The 17039-nt window shown below is 71.6% G+C and carries 13 protein-coding genes; 7 read left to right on the top strand and 6 right to left on the bottom strand.

The window, feature by feature from the left end; translation table 11 throughout:
• Positions 1 to 75 precede the first annotated feature (75 nt).
• The 6 genes from ACH65_RS10700 to ACH65_RS19825 all read right to left on the bottom strand — a co-directional run bounded on the left by ACH65_RS10700 (position 76) and on the right by ACH65_RS19825 (position 10341).
• Positions 76 to 6426: a hybrid sensor histidine kinase/response regulator gene (locus tag ACH65_RS10700; RefSeq protein WP_049622585.1), complete on the bottom strand. Its 6351-nt coding sequence runs from the start codon at positions 6424 to 6426 to the stop codon at positions 76 to 78.
• A 68-nt stretch (positions 6427 to 6494) separates the two neighbouring features.
• Complete coding sequence (locus ACH65_RS10705) at positions 6495 to 8525, bottom strand: methyl-accepting chemotaxis protein (protein ID WP_049622586.1); 2031 nt, start codon at positions 8523 to 8525, stop codon at positions 6495 to 6497.
• Between the two features lie 124 nt (positions 8526 to 8649).
• The gene (locus ACH65_RS10710; RefSeq protein WP_049622587.1) at positions 8650 to 9192 is read right to left on the bottom strand and encodes a chemotaxis protein CheW; all 543 of its coding nucleotides are present in this window, start codon (positions 9190 to 9192) and stop codon (positions 8650 to 8652) included.
• Complete coding sequence (locus ACH65_RS10715) at positions 9189 to 9560, bottom strand: response regulator (protein ID WP_049622588.1); 372 nt, start codon at positions 9558 to 9560, stop codon at positions 9189 to 9191. The genes ACH65_RS10710 and ACH65_RS10715 overlap by 4 nt, the downstream gene beginning before the upstream one ends.
• A 30-nt stretch (positions 9561 to 9590) precedes the next feature.
• Positions 9591 to 9980 carry a twitching motility response regulator PilG gene (pilG, locus tag ACH65_RS10720; RefSeq protein WP_049622595.1) on the bottom strand — a complete coding sequence of 130 codons (390 nt, stop codon included), beginning with the start codon at positions 9978 to 9980 and terminating at the stop codon, positions 9591 to 9593.
• 169 nt (positions 9981 to 10149) lie between these two features.
• Entirely contained in the window at positions 10150 to 10341 is a 192-nt protein-coding gene (locus ACH65_RS19825; RefSeq protein WP_153242558.1) for a hypothetical protein, read from the bottom strand.
• Here ACH65_RS19825 and gshB point away from each other — a divergent pair.
• The 7 genes from gshB (at position 10307) to ACH65_RS10755 (ending at position 16788) form a co-directional block, all read left to right on the top strand.
• Complete coding sequence (gshB, locus tag ACH65_RS10725) at positions 10307 to 11275, top strand: glutathione synthase (RefSeq protein WP_049622589.1); 969 nt, start codon at positions 10307 to 10309, stop codon at positions 11273 to 11275. The two genes, ACH65_RS19825 and gshB, sit on opposite strands and share 35 nt — an antisense overlap.
• Entirely contained in the window at positions 11272 to 12135 is an 864-nt protein-coding gene (locus tag ACH65_RS10730; RefSeq protein WP_049622590.1) for a cell envelope integrity TolA family protein, read from the top strand. Before gshB ends, ACH65_RS10730 begins: the two co-directional genes overlap by 4 nt.
• Before the next feature lie 61 nt (positions 12136 to 12196).
• Positions 12197 to 12766: a YqgE/AlgH family protein gene (locus ACH65_RS10735; protein ID WP_049622596.1), complete on the top strand. Its 570-nt coding sequence runs from the start codon at positions 12197 to 12199 to the stop codon at positions 12764 to 12766.
• A gap of 9 nt (positions 12767 to 12775) precedes the next feature.
• Complete coding sequence (ruvX, locus tag ACH65_RS10740; RefSeq protein WP_049622591.1) at positions 12776 to 13219, top strand: Holliday junction resolvase RuvX; 444 nt, start codon at positions 12776 to 12778, stop codon at positions 13217 to 13219.
• A gap of 28 nt (positions 13220 to 13247) precedes the next feature.
• Positions 13248 to 14174, top strand: coding sequence for an aspartate carbamoyltransferase catalytic subunit (locus ACH65_RS10745; RefSeq protein WP_049622592.1), 927 nt, complete (start codon positions 13248 to 13250; stop codon positions 14172 to 14174).
• 231 nt (positions 14175 to 14405) lie between these two features.
• Positions 14406 to 16202: a hypothetical protein gene (locus tag ACH65_RS10750; protein ID WP_049622593.1), complete on the top strand. Its 1797-nt coding sequence runs from the start codon at positions 14406 to 14408 to the stop codon at positions 16200 to 16202.
• 208 nt (positions 16203 to 16410) lie between these two features.
• The gene (locus ACH65_RS10755) at positions 16411 to 16788 is read left to right on the top strand and encodes a BON domain-containing protein (RefSeq protein ID WP_049622594.1); all 378 of its coding nucleotides are present in this window, start codon (positions 16411 to 16413) and stop codon (positions 16786 to 16788) included.
• Positions 16789 to 17039: the final 251 nt, after the last annotated feature.

Here is a 17039-nt window from a genome sequence, read left to right on the forward strand (position 1 = left end):
CCGGCCTCGGCCAGCGCCGCGCGCAGCGGCGCGCCCAGCGCCTCGTCGTCGAACAGCAGGGCGACTGCGGGCGCCTCAGCCATGGGTCGGCTCCGCGGCGCGCTGCGCCAGCACCTCGCCGATCTGCGCCAGCAGCTCGGACTCCTGGTAGGGCTTGCCGAGGTAGCGGTCCACGCCGATGTCGAAGGCGCGCTGGCGGTGCTTCTCGCCGGTGCGCGAGGTGATCATCACGATGCGCACCTCGCGCAGGCGCGGGTCGGCCTTCATGTGGGTGGCCAGCTCGTAGCCGTCCATGCGCGGCATCTCGATGTCCAGCAGCATCAGGTCGGGCACGCGCTCGTGCAGTTTCTCCAGCGCGTCGATGCCGTCCTTCGCGGTGAGGACCTCGTATTCGTTGCGCTCCAGCACGCGGCCGGTGACCTTGCGCATGGTGATGGAGTCGTCCACCACCATCACCAGCGGCCGGCTGCGCGGCTCTTCCGCCGGCCCCGCGGGCTCCACCGGCAGGCCGTCGGCCAGGCGCTGCTCGCGCCGCACCGAGCCGTGGCGCACCAGCGGCGCGAGGTCGAGGATGATCAGCACCGAGCCGTCGCCCATGATGGTGGCGCCGAGCACGCCCGGCACCGAGCTCACCTGCGGGCCGACCGACTTGACCACGATCTCGCGCGAGCCGAGCACCGCATCGACGCGGATCGCCGCGCGCAGGTCGCCGGAACGGGTGAGCAGCAGCGGCAGCGGCCCTTCCTCCACCGCGTAGGCCGGCGGCAGGCCGAGCAGCCCGGCGAGGTCGTGGATGCCGTACTGCTCGCCGCTGTACTGGAACGCGGGCTCCGCCTCGGCCAGGCGGCCGGCCAGCTCGTCCGGGCTGATGCGCGCCACGCCCTGCACCGAGGTCATCGGGATGGCGAAGGTGGCCTCGCCGATGCGCACCAGGATCGCCTGCGTCACCGCGAGGGTGAACGGCAGGCGCAGCACGAAGGTGGTGCCGCGGCCCGGCGGCGACTCGATCGCCAGCGAGCCGCCGAGCTGGCGGATCTCGTTGGCCACCACGTCCATGCCGACGCCGCGGCCGGCCAGCTGGGTCACCGCCCCGGCGGTGGAGAAGCCGGTCTGGGTGATCAGGCCGAGCAGCTGCTCGTCGTCGAGGTGGTCGCCGGCGCCGATCAGGCCGCGCTCGACGGCGCGGGCGCGAATGGCCGCGCGGTCGAGGCCGCGGCCGTCGTCGCTCACCTGGATCACCACCTCGGTGGCCTCGCGCGCCACGCGGATGCGCACCGCGCCGTCCTCCGGCTTGCCGGCCGCACGGCGCTCCGCCGGCGACTCGATGCCGTGCGCGATGGCGTTGCGCAGCATGTGCTCGAACGGCGCCTTGAGGCGGTCGAGCAGGTTGCGGTCCATTTCGCCGTGCGCGCCCTCGACGTAGAGCTGGGCGCGCTTGCCCTCTTCCTGCGCCGCCTGGCGCAGGGTGCGGCGCAGGTTCGGCACCATGGTGTCGAACGGCAGCATGCGCGTGCGCAGCAGGCCTTCCTGCAGCTCGGAGCTGACCCGCGACTGCTGGATCAGCAGCGTCTCGGCCTGGCGGGTGAGGTCGTCGAACATGCCCTGGATGGCCACCAGGTCGGACACCGACTCGGCCAGCGCGCGCGAGTACTGCTGCAGCTGCGAGAAGCGGTCCAGCTCCAGCGGGTCGAACACGCCCAGGCCGGTGTCGCGCTGCTCGCGCTGGAAGCGCGCAATGATCTGCGCCTCGGTCTCGATCTCCAGCATACGCAGCTGGCTGCGCAGGCGGGCCACGGTCTGTTCCAGCTCGACCAGGTTGAAGCGGTAGGCGGAGACCTGCTGTTCCAGGCGCGAGCGGTAGATGGCCACCTCGCCGGCGTGGTTCACCAGGCTGTCGAGCAGGTCCGCGCGCACGCGGATCTGCTCCTGCGCGGCGCGCGCGCCCTGCTCGGCCGTTTCCGGCAGCAGCTCGGGCAGCGGGGCCAGCGGCGCCGCGTCGACGACCGGTTCCGGCGCGGCCGGCGGCGCGGCCGCGGCCGGCTCGCTCTCGCCGCGCTCGACCAGCCTCGCCTCGCCGGCCAGCGCCAGGAAGCGGTCGATCAGCGCCTGCGGGTAGGCGATGCCGCGGCCCTGGCCGATGCGCTGAACCAGGCCGTGCAGGTGGTCGAAGCCGTCTTCCAGCGCGCCGATCACCTGGGTGGCGCGCACGCCGTCGCCCACCGGCTTCTCGAGCAGCGTCTCGATGGCGTGGGTGAGGTCGCCCACCGGCACCAGGCCGGCGATGCGCGCACCGCCCTTGAGCGTGTGCAGGTCGCGCTGCAGGTCCACCACGTGCGCCAGCTCGGCCGGCGCGGCGCGCCACTGGGCGAGCACGTCGTCGGCGTGGTCGAGGATCTCGCGCGCCTCCTCCACGAACACTTCGAGCAGGTCCGGATCGAGGTCGCCGGTCCACAGGCCTTCGAGCGGCTCGACCGGCGCCGCCGCAAGCTCTTCGGCTTCGGCTTCGGCTTCGGCTTCGGCTTCGGCTTCGGCGGCCAGCGGCAGGGGCTCGCTCGACTCGACGGGTTCGACCGGCTCGATCCCTTCGACGGATTCGACCGGCTCGACGGATACCGTCGCCGAATCGAAGGGCTCCACAACGGCCGCCTCGGGCTCGGCCGTTTCGTCCGCCGAGGCCAGCGGCTCGTCCTCGCCCAGCGGCGCGGCCGCCCCGACCAGGCGTTCGTGGGCCGCGATCTCGGCCAGCAAAGCGTCCCAATCGTCGGCTTCGTCGACCGGCTCGGCCCGGGGTTCGTCGGCCTGGGGCTCGTCAGCCTGAGGTTCGTCGGCCTGGGGCTCGGATGCCGCGACGGGCTCGGCCGGTGCTGGCTCGCCGGCGTCGGCCAGCACCTCGGCCGGCACCTCGGCGAGGGATGCCGCGAAGGCCGATTCGTCGGGAATGGCGGCCTCGGGGGCTGCTGCTTCGCTGGCTTCGTTGGCTTCGGCAGTTTCGGTAAATTCGCCGGCTTCGGCGACTTCGATGCCTTCGACGCCCTCGACCGGCTCGACCCGCTGCACGGAGACCGTTTCGTCGAGGAACCACGCTTCCGCACCCGGCTTCGCGGCGGACGACTCGTCCTCCGCCTCGATCGGCGTCGCCTCGGCCGCGTCGAAGGCGTCGAGCGCGGCCAGCAGCTGCGCTTCGAACGCACCGTGGTCGTGTTCCGCGTGATCGGCGTTCGCCGGCTCCGCGTCCTGCGCGTCCCCGGCATCGCCGCCGGCCACGGCCGGCGCCGCGTCGTCGTCCGGCGCGGCCTCTTCCCACGGCGCGGCCTCGTCCGCCAGCAGCGGTTCGACCGCCTCTTCCGGCTCCGGCTCGCCCGCGAGGGCGACTTCTTCCCCGGCCAACTCGGCGGCGAGCGTCTCCGGCACGGCGCCGCCCTGCGGGTCGAACACCACGTGCGCCACCTTCGGCTCGGGCTGCGCGTCGCGCAGTTCGGTCAGGCGGGCGATCAGCGGCTCGATCTCGGGCAGCTGCGGTTCGGCGACGTCGAACTGCGCCATCACCTGGTCCACCGCGTCGGCGGCGTCGGCCAGCAGGCCCACGCCTTCCTCCGACAGCGGCAGGCCGGCCGCGCGCAGGCGCTTGAGCAGGCTCTCCAGCGGCGACAGCAGCGGCATGAGCAGGGGGATCTCGACCATCGCGATCGCCCCGTGCAGGGTATGCACGGCGCGCAGCAGGCCGTCGTCCACCGCGAGGCCGCCGTTGCTGCGCAGGACCGCCGCGCGGATGGCCTGCAGGTACTGCGCCACCTCGCTGCGCAGGATCTCCAGCAGCACCGGATCGACCGGCGGCAGCCGCGGCAGCTCGACCGCGTTCTCGTCCGCCCCGGACGCGGCGGCCTCGACCGCGGCGGCAGTGTGGTCGGTGTGCGCGGCGGCAGGGATCGAGGACGCCTGCGCATCCAGCCGCGGCACGCGGCGGCGTACCACGCGCCGCACGGTCTGGGTGGCGGTGGAGGCGAACTGCTCGACGCTGGCCTGCTCGCCGGCGGCCAGCTGGTCGGCCGCCTGCATGATGGCGCTGAGCGGCGCGGTGGGCAGGGTGCCGTCCCTGAGCGCCGCGCGCAGCTGCGGCAGCGCCCCGATGGCGTGGCGCACCAGCGCCTGCACGCCCTCGTGCGGCGGAATGCTCTGGTCGAGCACGCGGTTGAGCATGTTCTCGACCTTCCACGCGAACTCGCCCAGCACGCTGGCGCCGACCAGGCGGCCGGAGCCCTTGAGGGTATGGAAGGAGCGGCGGATCGGGGTGAGCGCGGCAAGCTGCGCGGGATCGGCCAGCCAGTCGCGTTCGCCGGCCAGCAGGTTGTCGATCTCCTCCTGCATCTCCTCCAGGAAGATCTCGCGGATGTCGTCGTCGATGCCCTCGCCGCTGTGCTGGAAGCCGGCGTTGGCGGCCAGGGCGTCGGCCACCGGCACCTCCTCGAACACCTCCTCCTCGATCTCGTCCCAGTCGGCCAGCTCGACGGCGGCCGGCACTTCGATGGCCTCGGTGGCGACCAGGCGCAGTCCGTCGACGTCGTGCTCCGGCGCGGGCACCGCCGCGGCGGCGCCGATGAAGAGGCTGCCGAGATCCTCGCCCTGCGCCAGGCTCACCGGCTCGGACAGCACGGGCGCCGGCGGCTCGGACGCGGCGGCGGCCGGCGCCTCCTCGGGCTCCGCCGGCACGGGCGTGCGGGCCGCCGGCAGCGGCCAGTAGCCGAGCGCGCCGAGGCTGTGCTCGGCCACGTCCAGGATGTGCTCGAGCCCCCCCCGATGCTCGCGCGCGGCCTCCAGGTAGTACTCCAATGCGGCGAGCGCGTCGGCCAGGTGGTCCATCTGCTGGCCGCCCGGCACGCGCCGGTCGGCCAGGAGCTCGTTGCCGACGAAGCGGCCGATGCCTTCGGACAGTTCGGCGGCGCGGTTGGCGGAGAGCATGCGCAGCGCGCCGGCCACCTCGCCCATCAGTTCCGGCACCTCGCCCAGCGGCGCGTGCTGCCAGCCCGATTCGACGAAGGCGACGATCGCCTCCTTCACCTTGCCGGTGTTGCCAATCGCCTCCTGCATCAGCGAGGCGAGGATCTGCCGCGCCTCGCTGCGCGGCAGCGCGGGCGTCACGGCGTCGGCCGGGCTGTCTTCCGCGCCGAGGCTGTCGATGTGGTCGTCCAGCGAGGCTTCCACGTAGAGCAGCGCGCCGGCGACGTCGAGCAGCGATTCCTCGTCGGCCGGACGCAGCCGGTTGGCGACCTCCTCCAGCACGCGGCGCTGCTCGTTGATCACCCGGCGCGGCACCGCGAGCGCCAGCATGCCCAGGGTGTCGCCGACGCGCTCGAGCACGTCGCCCTGGGCGATCAGGCCGACCGGATCGGCGTCGGGCTGGCGCAGGAACAGGTCGAGCGATTCCTTCACCCGCAGCAGGTCGTCCTTCAGCGCGCGCGACACCGAGTCGAGCAGGGCGCGGTTGTGGCCGGACATCGAGCCGCGCGCATGCTCCAGCTCGCTCTCGTCGGGCAGCAGGCTGTCGAGGCGGTAGATCTGGCGCAGCTGCTCCATCTGCGGGCTGCGCTGCTTGGCCTGGGCCACGAGGTAGAGCAGCTTCTTGGCAAGGTCGTCGGCGTCGCCGCCGCGCAGGCTTTCCTCGCCGTGCTCGATCAGCTGGCGGATGTTGCGGTCCACCTTGCCGATCAGCTGGCGCACTTCGCCGGCCTGGCCCTTGAGCATGCCCTGCTCCAGGCCCTCCAGCACGCCGGCGGTGATCCACCACAGACGCCGGCCCGGCACGCTGCGGCAGCGCGCGGCGATCGCCAGCAGGCTCTGACGCATGGCGCCGAGCTGCTGGTCCGGGCTCTGTCCGCGGAACCAGCCGAGCAGTTGCTGCTGGAAGCGCAGGCGCAGCTGCCCGATCTCGGCCTTGAGCCGCGCCGGATCGGCCGCGTCGCGCACGGCGGGCGCCGGCTCGGGCAGCGCCGCCTCGAGGTTGGGGTTGAACAGTGAGGCCTCGGACAGCGCCTGCTGGTCGCGGCTGGCGCGCAGCTCGTTGAGCAGCGGCAGCAGCACCATCGGCACGTCGCGGTGGCCGCCGGAAAGGCGTTCGAGGTAGTCCGGCAGCTGCACCAGGCCGCGCATCAGCGCCGCGTAGGCGTCGTCGCGCTGGCGCACGTGGTCTTCCAGCAGCGCGATGGCGAGGTTCTCCATCTCCTCGGCCACCATCGCCGCGCCGTACAGCTCCACCATGCGCAGGGTGCCCTGCACCTGGTGCAGGTTCTGCGCGCCGCGGCGCATGGCGTCGGCGCGGCCCGGGTTCTCGACGTAGTCCTCCAGCGCCTGGCGCGCCTGGGCGAGCGTCTCGTCCAGCTCGGGCTTGACCCACTGCAGGGTGGTGAAATCGATGTGGTCTTGGAGTCTCATGCGCCCCTCTCAGCGGTCGCGCGATGCGCGCATCTCGCAACCGGCGAGCTTGCCGAATTCACCGGGACTCAGCCCGGCAGCTTGAAGTGCGCCACCGAGCGCCGCAGGTCGCTGGCCAGCTGCGCCAGGTAGCCGATCGACTCGGCCGTCTGGCTCGCGCCCTGCGAGGTCTGCGAGGTGATCTGCTGGATCGCGTTCATCGACTGCGAGATGTCGGTGGCCGCCGCCGACTGCTCGCGCGCCGCCACCGAGATGTTCTGGATCAGCGCGGAGAGGTCGTGCGACACGCGCTCGATGTCGCCCAGCGCGCTGCCGGCGTCCTCGGCCAGGCGGGCGCCCGCCACCACCTCGGTGGTGGTCTGCTCCATCGAGTGCACCGCCTCGTTGGTGTCCGACTGAATCGTCTGCACCAGCGTCTCGATACGCTTCGTGGCGCTCGCCGAGCGCTCGGCGAGGCGCTGCACTTCGTCCGCCACCACCGCGAAGCCGCGGCCCGCCTCGCCGGCCGAGGCCGCCTGGATGGCCGCGTTGAGCGCGAGGATGTTGGTCTGCTCGGCGATGTCGTTGATTAGCTCCACGATCGAGCCGATCTCCTGCGAGGATTCGCCCAGCCGCTTGATGCGCTTGGAGGTCTCCTGGATCTGGTCGCGGATGGAGTCCATGCCGGAGATCGTCTCGCGCACCACCTCGGCGCCGCGCGAGGCGATCTTCACCGAGCGCTCGGCCACGTCGGCCGATTCGGCGGAGTCCTTCGACACGCCGTCCATCAGGCTGGCGATCTGGTTGATCGCCACCGTGGCCGAACCGATCTGCTGCGCCTGGTGCTGGGCGGCGTCGGCGAGGTTGCGCGCGGTGGTCTGCGTCTCCTGCGCCGAGGAGGAGACCTGCTCGGAGGTCTCGTTGATGGTGGTCACCAGGGTGCGCAACTCGTCGATGGCGTAGTTCACCGAGTCGGCGATGGCGCCGGTGATGTCCTCCGTCACCGTGGTCTTCACCGTCAGGTCGCCCTCGGCGAGCGAGCCCATCTCGTCCAGCAGGCGCATGATCGCCTCCTGGTTGCGCTGGTTGAGCTCGGCCGAATCCTGGAAGCGGCGGCGCTGGTCGCGCACCAGCTGGATCACCAGCAGCAGCGCGAAGGCCACCGCGCCGATCGCGGCCAGGAGGCCCCAGCCGATGTTGGGGAACAGGCGGCGGATCGGCAGCCGGCCGATCTGCTCGGCCAGCTCGTTGGCGCGCAGCAGCACGTTCTGCGAGTCCAGCGAGGTCTGGTTGCCGGCGTGCTTGACGTCGGCGAGGTTGCCGGCGGCGGCCACCAGCTTGCCCAGCGGGTCGTCCAGGCCGTTCCAGAGGGTGCCCATGTCGCCGAGGATCTTGCGCGCGTTGGCGTCGTTCATCGCCTTCACGCCGGAGGCGTTGTCGCCCACGGTGAGGCCGTTGAGCACGGTGCCGTAGAGCTGCGCGTCGCGGGCCAGGCCGTCGGCCGCCGCCTGCGCGCCGTCGCCGCCCTGCAGCACCTCCTGCACGCGGCGGATGATGCGGTCGGCCAGCAGCATCTGGCGCGAGGAGCCGAGCATCTGCTCGGCGCTGCCGTTGCGCTGCTGCAGGATGTTCACCACCTGCTCCATGCTGGAGTTGAGCTGCGGCACCTGCTGGGAGATGGTGTTGGCGCGCGCGGCCGAATCGAGCACCACGCCCTGGTTGGAGAGGATCTTGCGGATGTCGCCGTCCAGCTGCACCCAGGCGTTGACCAGCGCGGTCACCGCGCGGCCGGTGGGCGAGGCGTTGTTGTCCGCGTAGGGCTGCATACCGCCCTTGGGGTCGCCCTTGGAGAGGTGCTGCACCGCCGAGTCGATGGCGTTGCGGGTGCTCTCCAGTTCCTTGAAGGAGTCGACGTTGCCGCCGGCTGCCTCCAGCGCGTACTTGGCGGTCTGCTGCGAGAGCACCTGCACCTGCGTGGTCAGCGCGATGGCCTGGCGGTCTTCGCCGTTCTTCTGGTTGAGCAGAAAGAAGTCCACTGCGGCGAAACCAATCGCCAACAGCAGCAAGACGATGAGGCCTGTATAGCCCCGCTCTTTGCCGACGCCCCCTGTAGTGCTCATCTTTTACACCTCATCCGTTTGCTGCACTGCCAGCCGCCATTCGACCGCGGAGGCATGTCGTCCGCCGCCCGTTTTTTTCCGGCGACGCTGCGCGCCGCCGGCCCCATCCGTCCGCGCCGTCCCGTCAGGCCGCGGCCTGGCGGAAGTCCGGCGCGCGTACCAGTCGCCCCATGCTCAACAGCGCCAGCTGCTGCTCGCCCACCCGCACGCGGGACTCGACGAAGCGCGTCAGGCGCGGGTCGTCCTCGTGCTCGGCTTCCTGCCGCTGCTGCCCGTCCACGGTGCGCTGGCCGAACACCTCGTCCACCAGCAGCGCCACGCTGCCGCCGCCCTGGCGCACCACCAGCAGGCGGGTGCGCTCGGCCGCCTGGGTGCGCTCGCCGAACAGGAAGCGCGCCAGGTCGATCACCGGCACCAGGTTACCGCGCACGTTGGCCACGCCGAGCAGCCACGGGCGGGTGCCCGGCACCGGCGCCATCGCCGGCACGGCGAGCAGTTCGTTGATCTCGTCGATGCCGCTGACGAACAGCCGCGCGCCGACGCGGTAGCCGATGCCGCGCCACAGGCCCGGCGCGTCCAGCCGCTCCTGCACGTCGGAGGCATGCGCGAGCGACAGCCGCTCGTAGCGGGCCAGGATTTCATACGGGCTCTCGGCGGTTGCGTTCATGCGGCGCTCGGCAGCAGGTCGTTGATGCAGGCCAGCAGCTCGCGCTCGTTCACCGGCTTGGTGATGAAGGCGCGTGCGCCCTGGCGCAGGCCCCACACGCGGTCGGTCTCCATCGACTTGGTGGTGATGATGACGATGGGCACCGCCGCCGTGGCCGGGTCGCGGGTGAGCGTGCGGGTGGCCTGGAAGCCGTTCATGCCGGGCATGATCACGTCCATGATCACCAGGTCGGGGTGCGCGCTGCGCACGCGCTCGATGCCTTCCTCGGCGGTGTGCACCGCATCGACCTGGAAGCCGGCCCTCTCCAGCAGCGTGGTGAACACGCGCACGTCGGTCGGCGAGTCGTCGATGATGAGAATTCTTGCCACGGTTCCCCCTGAAAAACGGCCGTTGCCGGCTCAGACCGTGCTGACGTGACGATGGATCGCGCCGAGCAGCTCGTCGCGCGTGAAGGGCTTGGTGAGGTATTGCTCGGCGCCCACGATGCGCCCGCGCGCCTTGTCGAACAGGCCGTCCTTGGAACTCAGCATGATCACCGGCGTACCGCGGAACTGCGGGTTGTTCTTGATCAGCGCGCAGGTCTGGTAGCCGTCCAGGCGCGGCATCATGATGTCCACGAAGATCACCGAGGGTCTCTGGTCGGAGATCACCGCCAGCGCCTCGAAACCGTCGACGGCGGTGAGCACCTCGCAACCTTCCTTCTTCAGCAAGGTCTCGGCGGTGCGCCGGATGGTCTTGGAGTCGTCGATCACCATGACCTTCAGGCCGGTCAGGCCATTGGTATGCATGTTCAAAATTACTTTCCCCCTGCGGCCCGCCCTGAGGCTCAGGCGACGCATGCCGGACACCCGCGACTGTCCACCCGACATGCCATTACAGCGAATGATTGGGTCTTGCAGACGCCCGCGTATAGAAACACGCTCAAGCGCTGCTGTTTACCGCCTGGCCCGCGGCACGTCAAGCCGAATCGCCGATATGGCCGTGCCGTGACGGCATTAACGCGAAGCCGCACACGCCTTCGCCGCGCTTGCCGCCGGCCTGGCGCTCGGCGAACATCCCCATCTTGCCCAGGCGGCCGGACGCCGGCACCGCCGCACCCACTACGGAGAACCCGATGACCCGTTCGGTCGCCGTGCTGATGGATCCCATCGGCGCCATCAAGATCGCCAAGGACACCACCTTCGCCATGCTGCTGGAAGCGCAGCGGCGCGGCTACGCCCTGTTCTACATGGAGCAGGGCGACCTGGCGCTGCGCGACGGCGCGCCATGGGCGCGGCTGGCGCCGCTGGCGGTGAAGGACGACCCGTCCGGCTGGTACACGCTCGGCACGCCGGCCTGGCGCGACCTGCGCGAGCTGGACGTGGTACTGATGCGCAAGGACCCGCCGGTGGACGCCCAGTTCATCTACGACACCATGGTGCTGGAAGCCGCCCAGCGCGGCGGCGTGCAGGTGGTGAACGACCCGCGCGCGCTGCGCGACTGCAACGAGAAGGTGTTCGCCCTGCACTTCCCGCACTGCATGGCGCCGACTCTGGTGGCGCGCGACCCGGCCGAGCTGCGCCGCTTCGTGGCCGAGCACGGCCAGGCGGTGCTCAAGCCGCTGGACGGCATGGGCGGTCGCGGCATCTTCCACGTCAAGGCCGGCGACAAGAACCTCAACTCCATGCTGGAGACGCTGCTGGCCGGCGGCCCGCACGGCGAGGGCCGGCAGTTCACCGTGGCGCAGAAGTTCATCCCGCAGATCAGCGCCGGCGACAAGCGCATCCTGCTGATCGACGGCGAGCCGGTGCCCTACGCGCTGGCGCGCATCCCGCAGGGCGACGAGTTCCGCGGCAACCTCGCCGCCGGCGGCCGCGGCGAAGGCGTGCCGCTCAGCGAGCGCGACCGCTGGATCGCCGCCCAGGTGGGCCCGGAGCTGCGCCGGCGCGGGCTGCGCTTCGTGGGACTGGATGTGATCGGCGACTACCTCACCGAGATCAACGTCACCTCGCCCACCTGCGCGCGCGAGCTGGACGCGCAGTTCGGGCTCAACATCGCCGGCACCCTGTTCGACGCGCTCGAAGCGGAGCCCGCGCTGACGTGAACGCCGCCGCCCGCCGCCCCGGCAGCCCCGACCCGATCGGCGCCACCCTGCTGTTCTCGCTGCTGCTGCACGGCGTGCTGCTGCTGGGCATCACCTTCCATTTCGTGAAATCCCCACCCAGCCTGCCCACGCTGGACGTGACCCTGGTCGACGTGGCCAACCGCCAGGCGCCGGACAAGGCCGACTTCCTCGCCCAGGCCAGCAACCAGGGCGGCGGCGACCGCGACCATGCCGAGCGCCCCTCGCAGCCGTTCTCCGGCGCCCTGCCCCGGCCCGTGCCCGGCACCGCGCCGCAGCCGGTCGAGGCCGCCGCGCCGCGGCCGCAGGAGGCCACCGACGCGCGCCGGGTCACCACCCGCGGCCGCAGCGACTTCAGCGTCGCCAGCGACACCGACCAGCGCCCGCGCGACCCGCAGGACCCGCCCACCGCGGAGGAACTGCGCCGCCAGCAGGAGATGGCCCAGCTCGCGGCGGAGCTGCGCCACCGCACCGAGGCCTACGCCAAGCGACCGAAGAAGAAGTTCATCTCCGCCAACACCAAGGAATACGCCTACGCCGCCTACATGCGCGGCTGGGTCGACCGGGTCGAGCGCGTGGGCAATCTCAACTATCCCGAGGAAGCGCGACAGCGCAATCTGCACGGCGAACTCGAGCTCACCGTCACCCTCGCCCGCGACGGCAGCGTCAAGGCCATCGACGTCAACCGCAGTTCCGGCCAGCCGCTGCTGGACAAGGCGGCGATGCAGATCGTGCGCCTGGCCGCGCCGTTCCCGCCGATCCCCGGTGCCGAGCACATCGACGAGCTGCACATCACCCGCACCTGGCAGTTCCTCCCCGGCAACGTGCTGCGCAACCGTTGACGCGCCCGTCACGCGGGCACGGCACGGGCGCCGCCGCTCCGCATTGCTTACAATGCGCCGCATGAGCGTCGCCCACCCTCCGAGCCTTGCCGGTCAGTTCCTGATCGCCATGCCCAACCTGACCGAGCCGCCCTTCTCGCGCGGCGTCGCCTTCCTGTGCCAGCACGACGAGGACGGCGCGGTGGGCCTGCTGATCAACCGCCTCTCCGAATACCGCCTGGGCGACGTGCTGGCGCAGATGAAGCTCGCCTGCAACGACCCGGACACCGCCGACTTGCCGGTGCTGATCGGTGGCCCGGTGCAGCAGGAGCGCGGCTTCGTGCTGCATCGCGAAGCCGGCCACTGGGAATCGAGCTACCGCATCAACGAACAGTGGTCGGTGACCACCTCGCGCGACATCCTGGTTGCCATCGCCGCCGGCGAGGGCCCGCAGCAGGCGCTGATGGTGCTCGGCTACGCCGGCTGGAGCGCCGGCCAGCTGGAGCAGGAACTGAAGGAAAACGCCTGGCTCACCGCCGAGGCCAGCGAGCGGGTGGTATTCCAGACGCCGCTGGAGGAACGCTGGAGCGCGGCCGCCGCGCTGGTCGGCGTCGATCCACTGCAGCTGCCCGGCTATGCCGGCCACGCCTGAGCACCGCCGATGAATCATGCCTTCGGCTTCGACGTCGGCAGCAAGGTGATCGGCGTCGCCGTCGGCAATCCGCTCACCGCCGCGGCGAGCGCGCTGGCCGCCGTGCCGGTGCGCGAGGGCGAGCCCGACTGGGCGCAACTGGACGCGCTGCGCGCCGAATGGCAGCCGGCCACCCTGGTCGTCGGCCTGCCGCTCACCCTCGACGGCGCCGAGCAGCCGGCCAGCCGCCTGGCCCGCCGCTTCGCCGAGCGGCTGCGCCACCGCTACGGCCTGCCGGTGGTGCTGGTGGACGAGCGCCACAGCTCGCAGGAGGCCGCCCGCCGCTTCGCCCACGCCCGCGCCGCCGGCCTGCGCAAGCGCCGCGACGCCGCGCGCATCGACGCCACCGCCGCCGCCGTGATCCTCGAACGCTGGCTCACCGATCCCGGCGCCGCCGCGCCGCCCGCCGCCTGACCCTTCCTCCCTTCCGCCGCCGACCTCCATGATCCAACGCCTGCGCCACCTCACCTCGCTCGAACACCTCAACGGCGCCTGCATCGAGCGCCTGCTCGACCGCGCCATCACCATGCGCGATGCCTGCGCCTACGGCACGCGCAAGCTCGACCTGCTGGCCGGGCGCACCATCCTCAACCTGTTCTTCGAGCCGTCCACGCGCACGCGCACCTCCTTCGAGCTGGCCGCCCGCCGCCTCGGCGCCGACGTGATCAACTTCGACATCGGCTTCTCCTCCACCACCAAGGGCGAGGAGCTGTTCGACACCCTGCACACGCTGGAGGCGATGCACCTGGACGCGATCATCGTGCGCCACAAGCAATCGGGCACGCCGGAGGAGCTGGTGCGCCACGCGATGAGCGGCGTGGCGGTGATCAACGCCGGCGACGGCAACCGCGCCCACCCCACCCAGGGCCTGCTCGACGCGCTCACCATCCGCCAGCACCGGCCGGACTTCGAGAACCTGGTGGTGACCATCTGCGGCGACGTCAAGCACTCGCGCGTGGCGCGCTCGGACGTGCACATGCTGACCGCGCTAGGCGCCAAGGAAGTCCGCCTGTGCGGCCCGGCCGAGCTGATGCCGGCGCAGGAGGAATTCCCGCGCTGCCGCCTCTACCACGACTTCGACGCCGCCATCGCGGGCGCCGACGTGGCGATCATGCTGCGCCTGCAGAAGGAGCGCATGGCGGTGGTGGAGCTGCCCGACGAGGCGGCCTACTTCCAGCACTATGGCCTGGACGCGCGGCGCCTCGCCACCGCGGCCAAGGGCTGCCTGGTGATGCACCCGGGCCCGATCAACCGCGGTATCGAGATCGCCTCCGAGGTGGCCGACGGCGCGCAGTCGCGCATCCTCGAGCAGGTCGGCAACGGCGTGTTCGTGCGCATGGCGGTGCTGGCGGAAGTGATGGGCCGCTGAGCGCGGCGGGGCGCCTGCGCGCCCCATCGCCGGCCGCCGCCCGCGCGGCGGCGCGTTAGGATGCCTCACCGACCGGCGCCCGGGACAGCGCCTGTACCGCCCCTTCGGCCAGCACAGGGACGTATCGCCACCATGATTTCCAGCCCACCCACCGGCCGCCAGGCCATGACGCCATACGTACGCGGCGCGCGGCATAATGCGTGCCGCAAGAAGCACTCACCGGGGATCACCATGCGATCGACGACGCGCACCCTCGCGCTGGCCTTGGCCGGCGCGCTGCTGGCGGCCTGCGGCCACAAGGACAAGGACGCGCCGCTGGCCTTCGTGCCGGCCGACACGCCCTACGTGGTCGCCAACCTCGACGTGCTCGACGACGCCACCCGCCGCGCCCTGCTCGCCCCCGCCGACGCCCAGCTGCCCGGCCAGCTGGACGACCTGCGCCACGCCGCCGACGACCTCGCGGCCCGCGACCCGGACGGCGCGCGCCTGCTACGTGCCGTGGCCGCCGAACTGGACGGCAAGACCATCGAGAGCTTCGCGCAGAGCGCGGGCCTGGACATCAAGGGCTACTCCGCCCTCTACGGCCTGGGCCTCGCGCCGGTGCTGCGCTTCGAACTGACCGACGCGCGCACCTTCGAAGCCTTCGTCGGCCGGCTCGAGAGCGCCTACGGCAAGAAGCTCGACACCGCCGCCATCGGCGGCCAGAGCTATCGCCGCCACGTCTCCGCCGGCACCGGCACGCAGCTGATCCTGGCCGTGGCCGGCAAGCAGGCGGTGGCCGCGGTGCTGCCTGCGGACGCGCCCGCGCCGCTGCTGCGCCAGGCGCTCGGCCTGGACCGCCCGGCCAGGAGCCTGCAGGACGAGGGCCGCCTGGAGCAGCTCGCCAAGGCCAAGGACTACCGCAAGTGGGTCGTCGGCGCGGTCGACTTCACCCGCGCGCTGCCGCTGCTCGCCGACGGCGGCGACCCGCTGGTCGGCGCGCTGGTCAAGGCACGCGCCGAGGCCGAGTCGGCCAAGACCGGCGAGCCGGTGGCCAACCAGCTGCAGATCCCGCCCGCCTGCCGCGACGACGCCGTGCGCATCGCCGGCCGCGTGCCCTCCACCAGCTTCGGCTACACGCGGCTGGACGCCAGGCACCAGGACCTGCGCTGGGACGTGGCGCTGGCGCCCGACATCACCCAGGCCTTCGCCGGCCTCAAGGTCGAGTTGCCGGGCCTGGGCGATACGCCGGCCCAGGCGCCGTTCGACCTCAGCCTCGCGCTGCCGGTGGCGCCGCTGCGCAGCTTCTGGTCCGCCCAGGCCGAAGCCGTCGCCGCCAGGCCCTTCGGCTGCCCGCTGCTGCTCGACCTCAACGACACCTTCGCGCGCCTCGGCGCCCTGGCGCAGAAGGCGGCGATCCCGCCCTTCGGCGACCTGCTCGGCGTGCATGTGGCGCTGGACAGCCTGCAGCCCGGCAAGGACGGCCGCCTGCCCGCGGTCTCCGGCCGCCTGCTGCTCGGCACCAGCAACCCCGCCGGCCTGTTCGCCATGGGGCAGATGATGAACACCGCCCTGGCCAAGCTCAAACTCGCGCCCGACGGCAAGCCGGTGCCGCTGCCGGACGACATGAAGGCCGTAATCGACCAGCCGGCGTGGATGGCGATGGGCGCCAAGGCGCTCGCCCTCGGCGTCGGCCCGGGCCAGGACGCCAAGCTGGCCGACATGCTCAAGGCCCCCGGCGGCGACGCCGGCCGGCTGCTGCGCGCGCACCTCGACGGCGGCATGTACCTCGACTGGGTCACCCTGCTGCAGCAGCGCACCGACGCCATCGTCGCCGCCACCGCCGCCCTCGGCAAGGACGACGACGCGGACCAGGGCGGCGACAAGGCCACGGACGATGCCGACAAGGAAGCCGCCGCCGCCCAGGCCCGCCTCAAGGCCCGCTTCGACACCCTGCGCGCCCAGGCCGCACGCATCCAGTCCCTCGGCGGCGAAGCCCACGTCGACCAGCACGGCCTGGTGGTCACCAGCCAGACCGAACTGAAGTAACCGCCGTCGCCGCGGCCGTGCGCGCCCCAGCGCGCGCACGGCCTCCGGAACGCGAAACTAACCTCGCCCTCGCGCGTCGTGCGCAATCGCGAGCCGGCGATGAACCGCACTCCGCCGCACCACGCCGCATTCACCCCCGGGCTGCTTCCATGCGGGGGCGGCGCCAAGACGGCGCCCGCCTCCCCAAGGCTCCCCAAGGAGAGATGCCATGCGTACCCATCCCATGTTCCGCAGGTCCCTGCTGGCCACGGCCCTGGCTGCCGCCGCGCTGGCAGGCATGCCGCTGGCCCAGGCGGCCGCGCAGGAATCCAGTGCGCGGGCGCAGACCGAGAACCAGACCGTCCCCGACAAGGCCGCCGACGCCTGGATCACCACCAAGGTGAAATCCGAATTCGCCACCACCAAGGGCATCCACGCCACCGACATCAACGTCGACACCTCCGACGGCATGGTGAAGCTGTCCGGCACCGTCGCCAGCGAACGCGAAAAGACCAAGGCCGAGAAGGTCGCCAAGGCGGTGAAGGGCGTGAAGAGCGTCGATACGTCCGGGCTCACCGTCAACACGGAGAGTTCAAAAAAGGACTGATGCGATATTGTCCCAAGCAAAGGCGCCCATTGGGCGCCTTTGCTTTTCAGCGCGGATGTACCCGCAAGGTGCGGTGCCCTAGATAGTGTCGTCATGAGATATGGTCTAATCTACCAATCTCCAAACCGCGACGCTAATTGAATGACTCCAGCCCATCGACGCCACGATCTCTCGGACAAGGACTGGGCGCTGCTTGAGCCTCACCTTCCAGGACAGGCAGGGAAGTGGGGCCGCGTAGCCAAAGACAATCG

Source organism: Frateuria defendens (assembly GCF_001182895.1).
Classification (GTDB): Bacteria; Pseudomonadota; Gammaproteobacteria; order Xanthomonadales; family Rhodanobacteraceae; genus Frateuria_B; species Frateuria_B defendens.

Coding starts and splice junctions, on each gene's coding strand:
- ACH65_RS10700 (WP_049622585.1), bottom strand. CDS start 6,426: ATGAGACTCCAAGACCACATCGATTTCACCACCCTGCAGTGGGTCAAG.
- ACH65_RS10705 (WP_049622586.1), bottom strand. CDS start 8,525: ATGAGCACTACAGGGGGCGTCGGCAAAGAGCGGGGCTATACAGGCCTC.
- ACH65_RS10710 (WP_049622587.1), bottom strand. CDS start 9,192: ATGAACGCAACCGCCGAGAGCCCGTATGAAATCCTGGCCCGCTACGAG.
- pilG (WP_049622595.1), bottom strand. CDS start 9,980: ATGCATACCAATGGCCTGACCGGCCTGAAGGTCATGGTGATCGACGAC.
- gshB (WP_049622589.1), top strand. CDS start 10,307: ATGACCCGTTCGGTCGCCGTGCTGATGGATCCCATCGGCGCCATCAAG.
- ACH65_RS19825 (WP_153242558.1), bottom strand. CDS start 10,341: ATGGGATCCATCAGCACGGCGACCGAACGGGTCATCGGGTTCTCCGTA.
- ACH65_RS10735 (WP_049622596.1), top strand. CDS start 12,197: ATGAGCGTCGCCCACCCTCCGAGCCTTGCCGGTCAGTTCCTGATCGCC.
- ruvX (WP_049622591.1), top strand. CDS start 12,776: ATGAATCATGCCTTCGGCTTCGACGTCGGCAGCAAGGTGATCGGCGTC.
- ACH65_RS10745 (WP_049622592.1), top strand. CDS start 13,248: ATGATCCAACGCCTGCGCCACCTCACCTCGCTCGAACACCTCAACGGC.
- ACH65_RS10750 (WP_049622593.1), top strand. CDS start 14,406: ATGCGATCGACGACGCGCACCCTCGCGCTGGCCTTGGCCGGCGCGCTG.
- ACH65_RS10755 (WP_049622594.1), top strand. CDS start 16,411: ATGCGTACCCATCCCATGTTCCGCAGGTCCCTGCTGGCCACGGCCCTG.